The sequence below is a fragment of the Streptomyces sp. NPDC002911 genome (genome assembly GCF_053591835.1).
In genome coordinates, this window is the sequence record NZ_JBSFUO010000005.1 from 197,697 (window position 1) to 214,035 (window position 16,339).

Below are 16,339 nucleotides of genomic sequence, written 5' to 3' on the forward strand. Positions count from 1 at the left end.
TCCGTCACCTTGTATCCCTTTGCTTTCGAACAGGCAGTCGCGCCGCCCCGACCTTATCCGGACCGCCCCCGGTCTGCCCATGGCTGTCCGCCCTCCGGCCGGTTTCGGCCGGAGGGCCCTGTTCCACGGACGGCGACATCCTCTCGGTGAGCAGCGCCCCGGACGCCGCGAGGGTCAGCAGACCGCCCACGAGGAACGTGGCCCGCACGTCCGACCCGGACAGGATCATGCCGCCGAGCAGCGCCCCTGCCGCGATCCCGGCGTTGTAGGCACCGGAGTTGGCCGCCAGCGCGATCTCGGTGCGGCCGGGAGCGACACGGAGCATCTGGTTCTGCGTAGCCATGAACACCGGGCCGAGCGAGCCTCCCAGCAGCGCCAGGCACGCGACCGCGGCGGCCTGGACGGTCCCGGCCGCGTACAGGCCCAGCATGCCGACCGCCTGGGTGGCCACCGGGACGACCAGCGTTCCGCGCGGGAAGCGGTCCAGGAGCGGTCCGGCGATCGTCACACCGAGCACGCCCGCGACGCCGGAGACCATCAGCAAGGCGCCGGCCGAGGTGTCGGAGAAACCACTCACGTCACCCAGAAACTTCACGATGTACGTATAACCCGCGAACGCGCCCGTGACGGACAGCACGGTGGTCACCAGCACGATCCCGAACCGGCGCTTGTCGGGTGCCGAGCCGTGGGCGGCGTGTCCCTCCCCCGGAGGCGATGTCGGGAGCAGGGCAGCGATCGTCACGAGGGAGACCAGCCCCAGCCCGGCCAGCACGACGAGAGGGACCTGCCACGCGCTCTGCTGGCCCAGCCACGTACCGGCGGGGACGCCGAGTACCAGGGCCAGCGAACCGGCCACTGACAGCACCCCGATCACCCGTCCCCGGACGTCCGGCGAGAACAGCCCGACCGCCAACGGCCCCATCACCGCCCAGAACAGCGCCTGGGCGAGCGCGGTCACCAGCCGGGCGGCCATGAGCAGCCAGTAGCCGGCGCCCAGCGCCGAAACCAGACTGGACAGGACGAGCGCGGCCAGGAGCACGGTGAGCACATGACGGCGCGGCACGGACCGCGTGACGTGTGCGATCGGCAGGGAGGCCACGGCGACGGTCAGTCCATAGGCGGTGACCAGATAGCCCACCGCCGAGAGGGACACCTGGAGGTCGACCGAGATGACCTCGAGCAGCCCGATCGGGAGGTTCTCCGTGGTGTTGAACGTGAACGCGGCCAGCATCAGGGCCGCGAGCAGGGCCAGTCTGCGCCGGCGAGCGGGCTGTGCCGTTTCCATGCAGCCTCGATCCTGCTTGTCCACGCCGGTCGGACCCCTTCTCAACGTACAAACAAGTCTGCGGCACCAGGGGGCACTTGAGGCCGCATGAGGCGGGAACGTGCGTGCCGGACGCCGGCTCCGAGCCTGGGCGCAATCAGTTCCTCGGCGACCCGTCGCGCGACGTCCGATCGCGTCCCGAGTCGCGGCGGAATCGGCGTAGGAGGCGGGCAGCACTGGCCGAGGAGACCGCCCGCGAACCCATCGGGACGGCGCTGCCCGCGCTGCTGGAGCGGCTGGCCGCGGACACGTTCTGAGGAGTCTCGCGGATCCTCAGGCGCGGCCCGTCCCGTAGAAGCGCACGTAGTCGACCGTCATGCTCGCGGGGGACGGCGTCGAGGCATCGGGCGGGCCTGGCCAGTCGCCTCCGACGGCGACGTTGAGCAACAGGTGCATGTCCTGTTCGAAGACCCAGTCGCGTGGCGCGGGCAGCTTCGACGGAGTCAACGTGAAGTAGGGCTTTCCGTCGACGGACCAGGTGATGCGGTGCGGTTGCTTGTCGACGGCGTAGGTGTGGAACGCCTGCGACGCGTCGGCCGCAAGGGTGGTGGAACCGTCGATACCGTTCTCGTTGAAGTAGGTCGGCCCGTGCACGGTGCCGTACACCGTTCGCGGTTCTCCGCCGACCACCTCGCTGATGTCGATCTCACCCTGTCCAGGCCATTCGACTCCGTTGTCGCCCAGCATCCAGATCGCCGGCAGCAGTCCCGTGCCCGTGGGCATCTTCGCGCGGACCTCCACCCGTCCGTGGGTGAGCGCGACCTTCCCCTCGGTGGTCAGGCGGGCCGACGTCCAGGTGCAGAAATCCTGCGTGTAGCAGGGCAGCTCGGACTCCGCCGGGGCCGGCCGCGCCGAGATCACGAGGTGACCCGCACCGTCGAGAGCGGAGTTGGCCGCGTCGTCCGTGTAGTACTGCAGCTCGTTGTTGCCCCACCCCTCGGCGTCCCGGTTCCCGGTTTCGGTGGTCCAGAATTCTTCCGACGGGCGGGCGGCCGCCGATCCGTCGAACTCGGCCTGCCAGAACGCTTCTTCTGCGGCCGGGGGAGAGTGCGTGGGCGCCGGAGCAGACCCGCATCCGCTCAGCAGTCCGCCCAGTGCCAGCACGAGTGCCAGGCGGGTACGTCGGTTCATAGCTCTGCTCCTGTCGCGTGTCCGGGCCTTCACGACCCCTCGCCGTCCAGTCCTGCGCGAATCCGGCGGGAGGGGCTGAACGCGTACAGGTCCAGGATCTCCGGCGCGTCCGCCAGGCCTGGTCCGCCCTCCGCCGCCCAGGCGGCGATGTCGGCGACGGCGTGCGGGTCGTTGACCAGCCCGAGCCAGACGGGGCGGCCGCCCGCGCGACGGCCCTCGGCCGAGGGCTGTACGACGATGACGTTGCCGTGCTCGCAGGCGTCCAGGCACTCCACCGCCCGGACGGTGGCGGCCCCGTCGAGGGACTGCCGCAGCTGCGCGAGCTGCCCGGCGTGGTCCACGCCCGGGATCTTCGGGGTGCCGCAGCAGCAGCCCCGGCAGACGCTCACCGTGGGCCGGGACGGGCCGGCACCAGCGGCCTTGCGCGGTCGGCGGCTCATGCGGGTCCAATTCCGGGCGCGGCGTAGCTGATCACCGTAGGACTGTACCGAGCCGCTCCCTCGCAGGTCCGGTGGGGTATCGTTGGCGGCTGCGAAGGGGAGTAGCCCCGCAAACCGGTCGTCGACACACTGGAGCCTTCGGGTTCCCGGTGGCCGGGCTCGTAGATCCTTACGGGCGGGCGAGACCTTCGGTCAGGTATGACACGCCCGCGCCCTGCGGGCGCTGCGCTCATGCCGGGCCGAGTGGTCCTCCGAAAAAGCCCGAGTGGCACTTCGCGGAAGGCCCGGGGCCCGGCTCTCACAGAAAGCCACCCGGAATGCATCTCGACCCCCTGGCGATCCTCACCGCCTTCGGGCTGATCTTCCTCGCGGAGCTCCCCGACAAGACGATGTTCGCCTCGCTGGCCATGGGCACACGCATGCGCCCGCTCTATGTCTGGTTCGGTACGTCGTCCGCGTTCATCGTGCACGTCGCCATCGCGGTCGGGGCGGGCGGGCTGATCGGCCTGCTTCCCGACTGGACCGTCAAGCTGGTCTCGGCAGCCCTCTTCGCCTTCGGCGCGTTCATGCTGCTGCGCAGCGGTGGCGGTGACGACGACGAGGACGCGGAGATCAAGACGGTCACCGGCTTCTGGCCGGTATATTCCACCGCCTTCATGGCGGTGTTCATCAGCGAGTGGGGCGATCTGACCCAGATCACCACCGCCAACCTCGCCGCGAGCAGCGGCGCCTGGTCCACTGCCATCGGGGCGGCCGCCGCCCTCATGTCGGTGTCCGCGCTGGCGTTGCTGGCGGGGCGGTTCATCGCCAAGCGGGTGCCGCTGAAGACGGTGCAGCGCATCGGCGGTCTGTGCATGCTCGCCCTGGCGATCTGGTCGGTCGTCGAGATCTTCACGGGCTGAGAGCACGGCCGGGGCCAGGGTGTGGGGGCCGGGTGATCCCCACACCCCCGCCCGCGCTCAGACGCGGAACAGGGCAGGTACCTCGCTCTCCGTTCCCCGTTCGAAGGCCAGCAGTCGCTGCTTGCGGTCCAGCCCGCCGCCGTACCCCGTCAGGCTCCCCGAGGCTCCGATGACACGGTGGCAGGGCACGATGATCCCGACCGGGTTCCTGCCGTTGGCGAGGCCCACCGCGCGGGAGGCACCGGGCTTGCCGAGGCGGTCTGCCAGTTCTCCGTAGGAGCGGGTCTCGCCGTACGGGATGCGTACGAGCTCGGCCCAGACCCCGCGCTGGAAGACGGTGCCGTGCAGACGCAGCGGGAGGTCGAATTCCGTCAGCTCGCCCGCGAAGTACGCGTCCAGCTGGCGGGCGGTCTCACCGAAGGGACGAGGGTCCGGCACGCCGAAGGTGTCCTCGGGCGGTCGGTGCCGCTGCCCGGTCATGTAGAGACCGGACAGCACTCCGTCGGTCGCTACCAGGGTGAGCGCCCCGTACGGGCTGTCGATGACCGTGTGCTGCCTGGTCACCGTGGGTGTGGTGGTCACAGTTCGTCCTCGTGCCTTCAGACGGGAAGATGGTTGATCGGGTGGTCGTCGACGGTCCACAGATACTGCACGGCATAGGCACGCCAGGGGCGCCACCGCGAGGCGCGTGCGGTGAGGGCGGCGGGGGTGGCCGGCAGGCCGAGGTGTCCGGCCGCTCTGCGGATGCCGAGGTCGCTGGGGAGGAAGGCGTCGGGGTCCCCGAGGGCCCGCATGGCGATGACCTCGACCGTCCAGGGGCCGAAGCCCGGCAGCGCGCCCAGTTCCGCGCGGGCTTTTTCCCAGTCGGTGCCCTCTCCCAGGCTCAGGGACCCGTCGGCGAGGGCGGCCACGAGGGTGGTCAGCGTGGCACGGCGGCTGCGCGGCAGGGCCAGCGCCTCGGGGTCGAGGCCGGCCAGTGCGTCGGAGGTCGGAAAGAGATGGGTCAGGCCGCCTTCCGGGTCCTCCACGGGAATGCCGTGGGCGCCGACCAGACGCGCCGCGTGGGTGCGGGCGGCGGCCGTGGAGACCTGCTGGCCGAGCACGGCGCGTACGGCGAACTCCGCCGCGTCGACCGTACGCGGTACCCGGCGCCCCGGACCCGCTTCGACCAGCGGGGCGAGCAGCGGATCCGAGCGCAGCTGTTCGTCCACGGCGACGGGGTCGGCGTCCAGGTCGAGGAGTCTGCGGCAGCGGTTGATGGCCTGGGTGAGGTCGCGGGGGTCGGTGAGGAAGAGCCGGCAGTCGATGTGACCGGACCGCGGGGACAGTGCCACGATGCCGTGCCCGTGCGGGAGGGTGAGCGTGCGGCGGTAGGCGCCGTCGCGCCATTCCTCGACGCCGGGGACGGCGGTGGCGGCGAGGTGCCCGAAGAGGTTGCTTGGGTTCAGGGGGGCGCGGTACGGCAGCCGCAGGGTGATGACCCCGGACGTCCCCGGCGTGCGGCGCCCTCGTGCCGCGCGGGTTCGCAGCTCACCCGGGGCGAGCGCGAAGACCTCCCGCACGGTGTCGTTGAACGTACGGATCGACGAGAACCCGGCCGCGAACGCGACCTCGGCCATGGGGATACCGGTCGTCTCGATCAGCACCCTGGCGGTCTGGGCGCGCTGCGATCTGGCCAGCGCGAGCGGCCCCGCCCCGAGCTCGGCGAGGAGCTGGCGCTCGACCTGCCGGGCAGAGTATCCGAGCCGGGCGGCGAGTCCCGGTACGCCTTCCCGGTCGACGACCCCGTCCTGGATGAGGCGCATGGCCCGGGCGACGGAGTCGGCGCGGGCGTTCCACTCCGGGGAGCCGGGGCTGGTGTCGGGCCGGCACCGCTTGCAGGCACGGAATCCGGCCTGCCGGCATGCGGCCGCGCTGGGGTAGAAGGTCATGTTCCGGGCTTTCGGCGCCACGACCGGACAGCTGGGACGGCAGTAGATCCGGGTGGTGAGGACCGCGGTGAAGAACCAGCCGTCGAAGCGGGCGTCCTTCGACCCTACGGCCCGCACGCAGCGCTCGGTGTCGGTGTGCATGGTCCAAGCATCGGGGACGAAGGGGCCGGACGGCTGGCGGAAATCCGACATCGACCTCGCGCGGAAATGCGGCAGGGATGATGCTACGCCTGCGGCCCGTTCCGTCCGGTTCCGGAAGGTTACGGGCCCCGCCCGTCTCGTTCAGGTCGGTGAACTCCCTCCACGCACGGTCGGGGTGCTCCGCCCCCTCCGGTGCGATGAACTGATCCTTCGCCGCGGACGGCTCCCTCGTCGTGGCCTTCGGCGGCGACGAGGTCACGACGTGGTCGTCGACACGGACGTATCGACCGGCGGAGGGCGTCGGTCCGTTCACCGTGAGGTCTTGGTCACCTTCACGCAACGAAACACACCCGAAACGCGTCGGCGTCCTCCGCGAAACGCACGCCCGCGATTCTCTCCGGGCCGGACCGCACGCCGCCCCGAGGAGGGACCCCCTCATGACCCCCGTGACCCTGGCCTCGGCAGGCCTCGACACAGGCGACACCGCCTGGCTCCTCGCCGCCACGGCTCTCGTCCTGCTGATGACGCCGGGCCTGGCCCTGTTCTACGGTGGCATGGTCCGCACGAAGAGCGTCCTCAACATGCTGATGATGAGCTTCGTGTCGATCGCGTTGGTCACGGTCGTCTGGCTGGTCGCGGGCTATTCGCTGGCATTCGGCGACGACACGTTCGCCGGGCTCATCGGCGGCCTCGACCACGTGGGCATGGTCGGCATCGGCCCCGACGACCTCACCGGCAGCGTCCCCACCCTGCTCTTCACCACGTTCCAGCTGACCTTCGCGATCCTCACCGCGGCACTGATCAGCGGAGCGATCGCGGACCGTATGAAATTCGCGGCATGGCTGGTCTTCGTACCGGTGTGGACCCTGCTCGTATACGTTCCCGTCGCCCACTGGGTGTGGGGCCCCGGCGGGTGGATCGCGGACTCGCTCGGCGCCCTGGACTTCGCCGGTGGTCTCGTCGTGGAGATCACGTGCGGCGCGTCGGGCCTGGCCCTCGCCCTGGTGATCGGACCGCGCCTCGGCTTCAAGAAGGACGCGATGCGGCCGCACAACCTGCCGATGGTGATGCTCGGCGCGGGCCTGCTCTGGTTCGGCTGGCTCGGGTTCAACGGCGGCTCGGCGCTCGGCGCCAACGGTCTGGCCGCCGCCTCGGTCCTCAACACCCTTGTCGCCGGATGCACCGGCCTGCTCGGCTGGCTCTTCGTCGAACAGAGGCGCGACGGCCACCCGACCACCTTCGGCGCCGCGTCCGGCGTGGTCGCCGGCCTGGTGGCGATCACACCCGCGTGCGGGACGGTCGGCGTCCTCGGTGCCACCGTCGTCGGACTCGTGGCCGGCGTCGTCTGCTCGTACGCCGTCGCGTGGAAGTTCCGGTTCGACTACGACGACTCCCTGGACGTGGTCGGCGTGCACTTCGTGGGAGGCGTCGTCGGCACGCTGCTCATAGGGCTGTTCGCGACGGCCACGATGACCGGGGGCGCGGAGGGTCTCCTCTACGGCGGCGGAGCGGGCCAGCTCCTCCGGCAGGCTGTCGCCGTGCTCGCCGTGGCCGCGTACACCTTCCTGGTGACGTACGGGATCGGCAAGGCGATCGACCGGCTGATGGGTGTGCGGGCCTCCGAGGAGGAAGAACTCACGGGCCTGGACCAGACAGTGCACGCGGAGAGCGCCTACGATCACGGCGGCCTGGGTCATGCAGCCGCGCAGCCCCCGGGTCACTCCGTACTTCTTTCCCAGGACAGGAGCACCGCCCCATGAAGCTCATCACCGCCGTCGTGAAGCCGCACCGCCTCGACGAGGTGAAGACCGCTCTGCAGGACCTCGGTGTGAACGGGATGACGGTCACGGAGGCCAGCGGATACGGGCGACAGCACGGCCACACCGAGATCTACCGGGGCGCCGAGTACCGGGTGGACCTGGTGCCCAAAGTCCGAATAGAGGTGCTCGTCGAGGACGCGGACGCGGAGCCGGTCCTCGACGCGGTGGTCCGCGCGGCCCGCACCGGCAAGATCGGCGACGGCAAGGTGTGGGCGCTGCCCGTGGAGACCGCCGTACGGGTCCGCACGGGCGAGCGGGGGCCGGATGCCCTTTAGTCCTCCGCGGACAGCCCAGTGGTGGCGGAACGCGTCTTCAGGATCGAAGTACGCCACGGAGACGGACGTGAGGGGATCACCACGGAAGAGATCGCGGGTTCGGCGGTCGTGCGCGTCATGAAGGGTGTGGGCTGGATCACGGTCAACGGATCGGCACGGTGGGCGACATGCTCGCCACCCACACCCCGTGGAACAAGCGGGCCGGCGACTCCTCCGAGAGGCAGAGATAGCCGGACCCTCCTCATGCGCAGGGTGCTCACCTGGATCTTTTCGTCTGCTCCTTCGGCCCGCTGACGTACCTGCGGGACGGGCTCGGTCCTCTGCCCGGGTCGGTGGGCCCCCACTACGACAGCGAACCGGGCCGTCGGCCCTCCTGCCAGGACGCCCTGGCCACCGGCATGCTGCCTGCCGGGTGCGCGCTGGACGACGGCATGGGGGTCCTCTTCTCGGACGGTCGCCCGCAGGAGACGGTGGCCCAAGCCCCGGACGCGCACCTCCACCGGGTGGAGCCCGGCGAGGACGGCAGGGCGAGCGAGCCGACGCTGCCGTGCCGCCTGCTCAGCCACGCATGAGCAGGGACAGGGTCAGTCGGTCGCGTCGGACTCCAGGGCGTACAGACGCGGCAGATTGACCACGATCGCCTCCTGAGTGCTGCGGGCGATGACGACCACGGCCTCCTCGGTGGGGTCCGGGTTCTCCTCGCGGTGCGGCACGAACGGCGGTACGAAGATGTAGTCGCCCGGCGAGGTGCGCAGACGCACTTCCTCGGGCTCCTCCCCCGAGTCGTCCAGGAATACGAACTCCGGGTGGCCGCTGACCACATGGATGGCGGTCTCCGACTCGCCGTGGTGGTGGTCGGACGACGCGGTCGCGGGGGCCACATGGGTCTGACCCATCCACAGCTTCTCGGAGCCCACGGTCTTACCGCTGACGGCACTGAATCTGCGCATGCCGCCGGTCTGCGCCGTGTCGCCGTCCAGCGCGTCCGCGCGGATGTGGTGCAGACGGGTGCGCAGGGGCGCCGCCGGGCGGCCCGGGGCTTCATGGAGATGAGGGTGGAACCCTTCTCCGGGGGTCGTCAACGGCTCGCTCATGGCTGGGACGTTAGGGCGGCGGCGAAAAGGATGTCAAGAGGTGTCCTTTGCCGTTCACCTGCGGCAATGTTCCCGCAATGCTGGACGTGGGGCAGGAGCGGGCGACCGGGGAGCCTCGCCTGCAGCTCTTAGCCGGGGCATGATGTGGGCATGCATATCTCCGCGAAGGCGGACTACGCCACGCGCGCCCTTCTGGAGCTCGCGAGTGATCCTGGCCGTCCGCTCTCCTGTGAAGCCATCGCCTCCTCGCAGGAGATTCCGTTCAGGTTCCTGAAGTCCGTGGTGGGCGAACTGCGCAAGGCCGACCTGGTGCGCAGTCAGCGTGGCTGCGAGGGCGGTTACTGGCTCGGCAGACCTGCCGGTGAGATCACCCTGCTCGATGTCGTACGCGCCGTCGACGGCGAACTGATCACTCTGCGCGGTGACTCGCTGGCCGGCCTCGACTATCCCGGCCCCGCGGTTGGCCTGCCCGGGGTGTGGAAGCGGGTCGAGTCGGAGGCCGCGGCGGTGCTCGGCGGGCTGACCCTGGCCGCGCTGCTTCCCGCCGAGGCGCGCGAGGAGCCGTCCGCGATCGGTGCCGCGTGACCGGCGGGCCGGATGCGCCCCCGGTGGAGGTGGTGGAGTACACCGACCCGATGTGCCCCTGGGCCTGGGGGTCGGAGCCCGTGTTCCGCAGGCTGCGGACCGCGCTGGCGGGCCGGGTCCGCTGGCGGCGTGCGTACGCGGTCCTCTTCGACGACGAGGACGAACCGGCGCCCGATCCGGCAGCCGAGACCGCGCATTACGCCGGATACGTCGAGAGGATCAGCGCGCACACCCACGCACCCCGGGCGGCCCGGCTGAGCCGCGTCGCGGCGAGCTCCTGGCCCTCGTCCCTCATGGCGGTGGCCGCCGAACTCCAGGGCGACGACGTGGCCGAACGGGTCCTGCGCCGGCTGAGGGAGAGCGTCTTCGTGCTGGGTGAGCCGGCGGACACCCCGGAGGCCGCGGTAGCCGCCACACACGGCGTCCCCGGCCTGGACCTGGACCGGCTGAGGTCCGACGCGGCCTCGCCCGGGGTGCTGGAGCGGGTGTGCGCCGACCGCGCGGAAGCGCGGCGGCCGGTCCCCGAAGTCCTGGACGTACAGAGTGGATCACCGCATCCCGGCACGGCCAAGGAGGCCTCCGAGGGCGGGTACCGCTACGCGCTGCCGACGCTCCTGCTGCGCGCCCCTTCGGGGTACCGCGCGGTCCCCGGCTGGCGGTCGTACGCGACGTACGCCGCAGCCGTCGAGGAGCTCTGTCCGGGGCTCCTCGGCCCGGCCGCGCCGCTCTCCCCCGCCGAGGCGCTGGAGCGTCACGGGAGCCTGACGGAACCGGAGCGCCACCTGCTGGCGGAGGGAGCGTGGCCCCCGCCGCGGGCGGTCCCGCTGGAAACCGGTAACGGCCCGCTGTGGCTGCATCCTGACGAGGCATCAGCACGTCCGGACGTACCTCGACCCCCTGGCACAGGGCTCTGAGCTGCGGTTGTGCTCCGTCCCGCTGAATGAGACACCAAAGGGTGTCCATTGACAGGCCCGGAGGACTGCCGCCAGGATGTGCCCATGCTCACGACGCACCCCGGTGTGGTGTGCCGCTACGTGGACCTGCGGCGCACCTCCAGCGCACTCTGTCGCTGACCGCCCACCACCCCCGCTCCACAGGCGCCGCCTGACCTCTGTCGGCACCGGCTGTCCGCCGGTCAGCTGATCCGCGCCTGTCCCCCGCACCGGTTCCCCGCCTTCCGTCGCGACCTTTCGTCGTATCCCCGTACGGGACCGTGAGTTCCTCGACGTCCCGCCGGACCGCTCCTGCTCAGCTGTGCGCCGACACCTCGACGGCGCGTGCCGCACAGGCGACGACGGTTCCGGGCGAGTGCCGCGCTGCCCCCTCCCACGCTCCCCCGCCTCCTCATGCCCTGCTCCGGGCCGGGACCCAACAGAGAGAACGACATGTCCGCACGACTCACGATCCGACGCCGACCGGACGCCCGGTCGACCCGACAGGCGGGCGGCCTGAGGGTCGCTGCCCTCGGAACCGCTTTCATCGCCCTGCTCGTGCCGGCTCTGAGCGCTTGCGGCGGCAGTGGCTCGTCGTCGGCCGGCAGCGCCACCCTGAAGTGGGCCTCCTCCTACTTCCCGAGCCACTGGGATCCGGTGGTGGGCGGAAGCGGCGCACAGTTTCGTCAACTCGCACTCGTATACGCGTCGTTGACTCGTACCGACGAGGAGGGAAAGGCCGTCCCCGACATCGCCGAGAGCTGGGAGTACAACGAGAAGGGTGACCGGATCACCTTCCACGTACGCCCCGGGCTGAAGTTCAGCGACGGCGAGCCGGTCGACGGCGCGGCCGTGAAGGCCGCCATCGAGCGGGCACAGAAGCAGAAGAACTCCGCGCTGTTCGGCGACCTGACGTCGATCGGGTCGGTCGAGGCCGACGGGCTGGACGCCACGCTCCAACTCACCCAGGTCGACTACCAGATACCGCAGTTGCTCGGGCAGCGCGTCCTGCAGATAGCCAGCCCGAAGGCGGCCGCGAACCCCACCGAGCTGGACCAGAACCCCGTCGGCGCCGGACCGTTCGTCATCGACCAGCTGATCCCGGGCACCAAGGCGGTCCTGCGGAAGAACCCGGACTACTGGGATGCGAAGAACATCCACATCGACGACGTCGAGCTGGTCTCCGCCCCCGATGCCTCCACCGTCGTCTCGGGACTCCAGACCGGCGTCTACAACTTCGCCGACATCGAACCGAGCCAGGCCACTGCCGCCGACAAGGCGGGCCTGGACGTGTTCTCCCAGCCCGGCTTCAACGCCTCCAACATCAGCCTGAACGTCAACAAAGCGCCGTTCGACGACGACAGGGTGGTCGACGCGCTCCGTCACGCGGTCAACCGCAAGGAGTTCGTCGACAAGCTGACGTTCGGTCATGGCGAGGTCACCGACCAGCCCTTCCCCAAGGGCTACGAGGCGTATGACGCCGAGTCGGAGAACGCCTACCCCTACGACCCGGCGAGGTCGAAGAAGCTCCTGGCCGAGGCGGGCCACCGGCCCGGCGACATCAAGCTGAACCTGGTCATCCCGGCCGAGGACCCCCAGGCCGAGATCGTCCAGTCACAGCTCGCGGCAGTGGGCGTCAAGGTCACCATCAAGATCGACAAGAACTGGGCCACCCCGTTCTTCGCCAAGGACCTGGCCTTCTCCCTGTACTCGACGACAGGACGCGACTCCGCGGTGCAGACGCTCACCGCCCACTTCGGCCCCGACGGCCCGCTGAACCTGAGCACTCCGTACGAGCCGGACGGCTTCGAGAAGGCCGTCGCCGCGGTCCGTCAGACGCCCCTGGACGCACCCGACTACACACGGGTCCTCCAGGCGGCGACGCGTGCGGGCCTCGAGAGCAGGGCCCTGATCTTCACCTTCTCCTCGCCCAACCTCTTCGCCAAGAGCAAGGTGCTCTCCGGCCTGCCGAAGAACCCCGCCCACATCGACTGGACCGGCGTGAAGATCGCCTCCGGCTCCTGACCGTCCATCCACTCCATCCACTGCAGAGAGGGGGCAGCCCCATGACGACGACCACGCCGGAACTCATTCCTGAGCGGCGCCACCGGGTGGCCACGAGCAGGACGCGGCACGCGGCAGGACGGGTGGCGGCCGCGCTCGGCCGGTCGGTAGCGATCTTCGTGCCGGTGTTCCTGGTGGCGACCTTCGTGACGTTCGCGCTGCGGTCCATGAGCGGACTCAGCCCGGCGCGCATCCAGCTGGGCGAGGAGGCCACTCCCGAGGCGATCCGGCGCATCGAGGCCGAGTGGGGACTCGACAAGCCGTTCCTGGCCCAGTACGGGGACTGGTTCTCCGGTGTCCTGCGCGGTGAGCTCGGCACCAGCTGGGTCAACGGGGCCGATATCTCCACGCTGATCGGCCTCGGGCTGGGGGTGAGCCTGTCGGTAGCGACCTTCGCGCTGGTCATCGGTGTGGTCGTCGGCTTCGCCCTCGGCACGGTGGCGGCGCTCCGGCGCACCACCGTCGTCGACCGGGCGATCACGGGATTCGTCACCGTGATCTCGGTGATGCCGGCCTTCGTCGTCGGCATCGTGCTGGTGTCGGTCCTCGCGGTGGGCCTCGATCTGTTCCCCTCGGCCGGTTACGTCCCTGCCGAGCAAGGGGTCGGGCCCTGGCTCGCCCACATCACGTTGCCCGCGCTCGCGCTGAGCTTCGACGTCATCGCCGACGTCGCCCGCCAGCTGCGGTCCAGTCTGGTCGCGGCCTACGGCGAGAACTACGTGACGGGTGCGGTGGTCCGTGGCCTGAGCCCACGGCGGATCTTCTTCGCACACGTCCTGCGCAACGGGCTGGGGCCCGCCCTCGCCACGGTCGGGCAGAAGTTCCCGGCCCTGGTCGGCGCCTCCGTGATCACGGAGTGGATCTTCGGCCTCCAGGGCTTCGGCCGGTTCGCCAACGACTCGGCCCAGGCCGGTGACGTACCGGCGGTGCAGGGCGTGCTCGTGGTGTCGATCGTGCTGGTCGTCTCCTTCAACCTGATCATCAATCTGGTGCTGGCGCGCGTCATGCCGGCATCCCAGCGGGGGGTATGACGATGGTGCGCCGCGTCCTCTCACTCACATCCGGCCGGATCGCCGTGGGCATCCTGGTGCTGATCGCCCTGCTCGCCGTCTGCGGTCCCTGGCTCGCTCCGCAGGACCCCCTGACGACCAGCGACAACACGCTCGCATCGGCCTCGGGCGCCCACTTGCTGGGGACGGACTACCTGGGCCGTGACGTGTTCAGCCGCCTGCTCGACGGCTCGCGGGTCAGCGTGCTCGGATCCCTGGAGGTCGCGCTGATGGCCCTCGTCGTCGGCGCGATCCCCGGCATCCTGTCGGTCTACTCGGGCCGGTTCTTCGAATGGCTGACCCTCCGTCTGGCCGACACCCTGGTCGCCCTGCCGTTCCTGCTGTTCGCCATCGCCGTGATCGCGCTGCTCGGCAACGGCATCACGCAGGCCATGCTCGTCACGGGCGCGCTGGTCTCACCGCTCTTCTACCGGGTGTCGCGCGCCGCCACACTGGCCGTGGCCCGCTCGCCGTACGTGGAGGCGGCGATCGTCTCGGGCGCCTCGATCGGCTGGGTCGTACGCCGCCATGTCTGGGTCAAGGTGCTGCCGCCGATCGCGGTGGCGCTCGCGCAGACCATCGGCGTGGGTTTCGTCATCGTGTCGAGCCTGACCTTCCTCGGTATCGGCGTACAGCCGCCTGCGCCCACCTGGGGCGGGCTGCTCGCCTCCGACCTGGGCTACCTCAGCCACCAGCCCTGGGCACCCGTGGCACCCGTCCTGCTGATCATGATCACCGTGTGGGCGTGCAATCTGCTCGCCGACGCCATCCGCGACGTCTCGGGTGAAGCGGGCCGCGCGCTGGTCAACCAGCGCAAGGCCCGGACCCGCACCGGCCCATCCGCCCCCGTCCCCGTGGGAGGCTCCCGATGAGGACCCTGTCCCAGAACGCCGCCCCCGACCGCGCCCGCGCGCACGCGTCGGCGGCGCCGGTCGCTCCGCCGGTCATCTCCGTCCGCGACGTACACATCAGCGACCGCGTCACCGACCGGGAGATCGTCCACGGGGTCGGCTTCGATCTCACCCCTGGCAGAGCGGTCGGTATCGTCGGCGAGTCCGGCAGCGGCAAGACCCTCACCTGCCGTGCCGTACTCGGCATCCTGCCCCCGCACTTCGAGGTCTCCGGCGGATCCGTCGAGATCGACGGCACCGACATCGCGACCCTGACGCCCCGTCGGTGGACGGCCTTGCGGGGCACCACGATCGGCGCCGTATTCCAGGACCCGGCGTCCTATCTCAACCCGTCGATCCGGGTGGGCGCCCAGATAGCCGAGGTCATCCGGGTCAAAAGGGGCGTGAAGCGGCGCGAGGCGCGCCGACGGGCCCTCGAACTCCTCGCGGCGGTACGGCTGCGGGACCCGGAGCTGGTCTACGGCCAGTACACGTACGAGCTGTCGGGGGGCATGCTCCAGCGCGTCCTGATCGCGGCGGCGATCGCCGTCGAACCGCGTGCCCTCATCGCGGACGAGGCCACGACTGCCCTCGACGTCACGGTCCAGGCGGAGATTCTCGACCTGCTGGCCGAACTGCGCGAGCGCACCGGTCTGGCGCTCGTCGTCGTCTCCCACGACCTGGCCGTCGTCAGTCAGTTGTGCGACGAGGTCCTGGTCATGCGGCAGGGCGAGGTGGTGGAGCAGGGCCCGACGCGGTCGGTGCTGCACGACCCGCAGCACGCGTACACCCGGCTGCTCATGGCCGAGCACGAGCAGTACGGCCTGGACAAGTTCCTCACACCGAAGGAGGCGTCATGACCACCGCGTCGCCGGAAGCGAAGACTTCGGGCCGGGACGACGAGGCTCCGGCCCCCGTCCTGTCCGTCGAGGCCCTGGAGGTCCGTTACGGCCGGGGACGCCGGGGCCGGAGCGCCCTGCGAGGAATCTCGCTGAGCATCGGGCCCGCGGAGACGGTCGGCGTCATCGGCGAGACGGGCTCCGGGAAGTCCACGCTGGCCCGCGCCGTGCTCGGCCTGGTGCGGGCCTCGGCCGGCTCGATCCGGGTCGGCGGTGAGGACGTGACCCGGTACGGCAACCGCCAGTGGCGCGCCCTGCGCCGCCGGGGCATCGTCCAGTACGTCTTCCAGGACCCGCTGCGCAGCCTCGACCCCGACCTCACCATCGAGGACTCCCTGACCGAACCGCTGCTCATCCAGGGGGTACCGCGCAAGGAGGCGGCCGAACGGGGCCGTGCGTTCCTCGACCGGGTCCACCTCTCCGCCGACCTGCTCGAGCGGCTGCCAGGAGAGCTCTCCGGCGGTCAGCGCCAGCGGGTCGCCGTGGCCCGTGCCCTGGTCACGGAGCCCGCCCTGGTCATTCTCGACGAGCCGGTCAGCGCCCTGGACTCCGCCAATCGCGTCCAGGTCCTGGAGATCCTCAAGGAGCTACGCGCCGCCGGCACGTCCCTCGTCTTCATCTCCCACGACCTCGGCTCCATCGCCGGGACCGCCGACCGCATCGCCGTGCTCTACCGGGGTGAGCTCGTCGAGGTGGGCGCGGCCCGTGACGTCATCAACCAGCCACGGCACGCGTACACGCGCCTGCTCGTGGGCTCCGCGCCGACGCTGCACTCGCGGACCGCCGCCAGGACCGAGCGTGAAGCCCTGCGCGCACAGCTGAGTGGCTGACCACAGAGCGTCCGGAGGCCTTCCGGCCCCAC

At 70.6% G+C, this 16,339-nt stretch carries 17 protein-coding genes; 11 read left to right on the forward strand and 6 right to left on the reverse strand.

Features of this window, described 5'->3' with window-relative positions; translation table 11 throughout:
- Nucleotides 1–4 precede the first annotated feature (4 nt).
- The 3 genes from ACWD04_RS10820 to ACWD04_RS10830 form a co-directional block, all read right to left on the reverse strand.
- Nucleotides 5–1,285: an MFS transporter gene (locus ACWD04_RS10820; RefSeq protein WP_451130317.1), complete on the reverse strand. Its 1,281-nt coding sequence runs from the start codon at nucleotides 1,283–1,285 to the stop codon at nucleotides 5–7.
- Nucleotides 1,286–1,597: 312 nt separating this feature from the next.
- Nucleotides 1,598–2,455: a glycoside hydrolase family 16 protein gene (locus ACWD04_RS10825; RefSeq protein WP_451130319.1), complete on the reverse strand. Its 858-nt coding sequence runs from the start codon at nucleotides 2,453–2,455 to the stop codon at nucleotides 1,598–1,600.
- 29 nt (nucleotides 2,456–2,484) lie between these two features.
- Nucleotides 2,485–2,895 (reverse strand): (2Fe-2S) ferredoxin domain-containing protein, encoded by a 411-nt coding sequence (locus ACWD04_RS10830; RefSeq protein ID WP_451130321.1) that lies wholly within the window; start codon nucleotides 2,893–2,895, stop codon nucleotides 2,485–2,487.
- Between the two features lie 317 nt (nucleotides 2,896–3,212).
- Here ACWD04_RS10830 and ACWD04_RS10835 point away from each other — a divergent pair, with 317 nt between their 5' ends.
- Nucleotides 3,213–3,797 (forward strand): TMEM165/GDT1 family protein, encoded by a 585-nt coding sequence (locus ACWD04_RS10835; protein ID WP_451130323.1) that lies wholly within the window; start codon nucleotides 3,213–3,215, stop codon nucleotides 3,795–3,797.
- A gap of 57 nt (nucleotides 3,798–3,854) precedes the next feature.
- On the opposite strand, the gene ACWD04_RS10840 is transcribed toward ACWD04_RS10835, so the two are convergent.
- Both ACWD04_RS10840 and ACWD04_RS10845 read right to left on the reverse strand, forming a co-directional pair.
- Nucleotides 3,855–4,361 (reverse strand): methylated-DNA--[protein]-cysteine S-methyltransferase, encoded by a 507-nt coding sequence (locus ACWD04_RS10840; RefSeq protein ID WP_451130555.1) that lies wholly within the window; start codon nucleotides 4,359–4,361, stop codon nucleotides 3,855–3,857.
- 35 nt (nucleotides 4,362–4,396) lie between these two features.
- On the reverse strand, nucleotides 4,397–5,869 hold the full coding sequence (locus ACWD04_RS10845) for an AlkA N-terminal domain-containing protein (RefSeq protein WP_451130325.1): 1,473 nt from the start codon (nucleotides 5,867–5,869) through the stop codon (nucleotides 4,397–4,399).
- Between the two features lie 437 nt (nucleotides 5,870–6,306).
- Between ACWD04_RS10845 and ACWD04_RS10850 the strand changes: the two genes are divergently transcribed.
- The 3 genes from ACWD04_RS10850 (at nucleotide 6,307) to ACWD04_RS10860 (ending at nucleotide 8,536) form a co-directional block, all read left to right on the forward strand.
- Complete coding sequence (locus tag ACWD04_RS10850; protein ID WP_451130327.1) at nucleotides 6,307–7,629, forward strand: ammonium transporter; 1,323 nt, start codon at nucleotides 6,307–6,309, stop codon at nucleotides 7,627–7,629.
- On the forward strand, nucleotides 7,626–7,964 hold the full coding sequence (locus ACWD04_RS10855; protein ID WP_451130329.1) for a P-II family nitrogen regulator: 339 nt from the start codon (nucleotides 7,626–7,628) through the stop codon (nucleotides 7,962–7,964). Before ACWD04_RS10850 ends, ACWD04_RS10855 begins: the two co-directional genes overlap by 4 nt.
- Before the next feature lie 332 nt (nucleotides 7,965–8,296).
- Nucleotides 8,297–8,536: a peptidase gene (locus ACWD04_RS10860; protein WP_451130331.1), complete on the forward strand. Its 240-nt coding sequence runs from the start codon at nucleotides 8,297–8,299 to the stop codon at nucleotides 8,534–8,536.
- 12 nt (nucleotides 8,537–8,548) lie between these two features.
- Here the strand turns inward: ACWD04_RS10860 and ACWD04_RS10865 are convergent, their stop codons facing one another.
- Nucleotides 8,549–9,058: a cupin domain-containing protein gene (locus ACWD04_RS10865; protein ID WP_451130333.1), complete on the reverse strand. Its 510-nt coding sequence runs from the start codon at nucleotides 9,056–9,058 to the stop codon at nucleotides 8,549–8,551.
- A gap of 150 nt (nucleotides 9,059–9,208) precedes the next feature.
- On the opposite strand from ACWD04_RS10865, the gene ACWD04_RS10870 reads away from it, so the two are divergent.
- The 7 genes from ACWD04_RS10870 (at nucleotide 9,209) to ACWD04_RS10900 (ending at nucleotide 16,307) form a co-directional block, all read left to right on the forward strand.
- A complete protein-coding gene (locus tag ACWD04_RS10870) occupies nucleotides 9,209–9,643 on the forward strand; it encodes an RrF2 family transcriptional regulator (protein ID WP_451130335.1) in 435 nt (144 codons plus the stop codon).
- A complete protein-coding gene (locus ACWD04_RS10875) occupies nucleotides 9,640–10,557 on the forward strand; it encodes a DsbA family oxidoreductase (RefSeq protein ID WP_451130337.1) in 918 nt (305 codons plus the stop codon). The genes ACWD04_RS10870 and ACWD04_RS10875 overlap by 4 nt, the downstream gene beginning before the upstream one ends.
- A gap of 471 nt (nucleotides 10,558–11,028) precedes the next feature.
- Nucleotides 11,029–12,600, forward strand: coding sequence for an ABC transporter substrate-binding protein (locus ACWD04_RS10880; RefSeq protein ID WP_451130339.1), 1,572 nt, complete (start codon nucleotides 11,029–11,031; stop codon nucleotides 12,598–12,600).
- Nucleotides 12,601–12,641: 41 nt separating this feature from the next.
- Nucleotides 12,642–13,670, forward strand: a complete 1,029-nt coding sequence (locus ACWD04_RS10885) for an ABC transporter permease (RefSeq protein WP_451130341.1) — start codon at nucleotides 12,642–12,644, stop codon at nucleotides 13,668–13,670.
- A 2-nt stretch (nucleotides 13,671–13,672) separates the two neighbouring features.
- Nucleotides 13,673–14,560, forward strand: coding sequence for an ABC transporter permease (locus tag ACWD04_RS10890; protein WP_451130343.1), 888 nt, complete (start codon nucleotides 13,673–13,675; stop codon nucleotides 14,558–14,560).
- Entirely contained in the window at nucleotides 14,557–15,438 is an 882-nt protein-coding gene (locus ACWD04_RS10895; protein ID WP_451130345.1) for an ABC transporter ATP-binding protein, read from the forward strand. Before ACWD04_RS10890 ends, ACWD04_RS10895 begins: the two co-directional genes overlap by 4 nt.
- The gene (locus ACWD04_RS10900) at nucleotides 15,435–16,307 is read left to right on the forward strand and encodes an ABC transporter ATP-binding protein (RefSeq protein WP_451130347.1); all 873 of its coding nucleotides are present in this window, start codon (nucleotides 15,435–15,437) and stop codon (nucleotides 16,305–16,307) included. Before ACWD04_RS10895 ends, ACWD04_RS10900 begins: the two co-directional genes overlap by 4 nt.
- The last annotated feature ends 32 nt before the right edge of the window (nucleotides 16,308–16,339 follow it).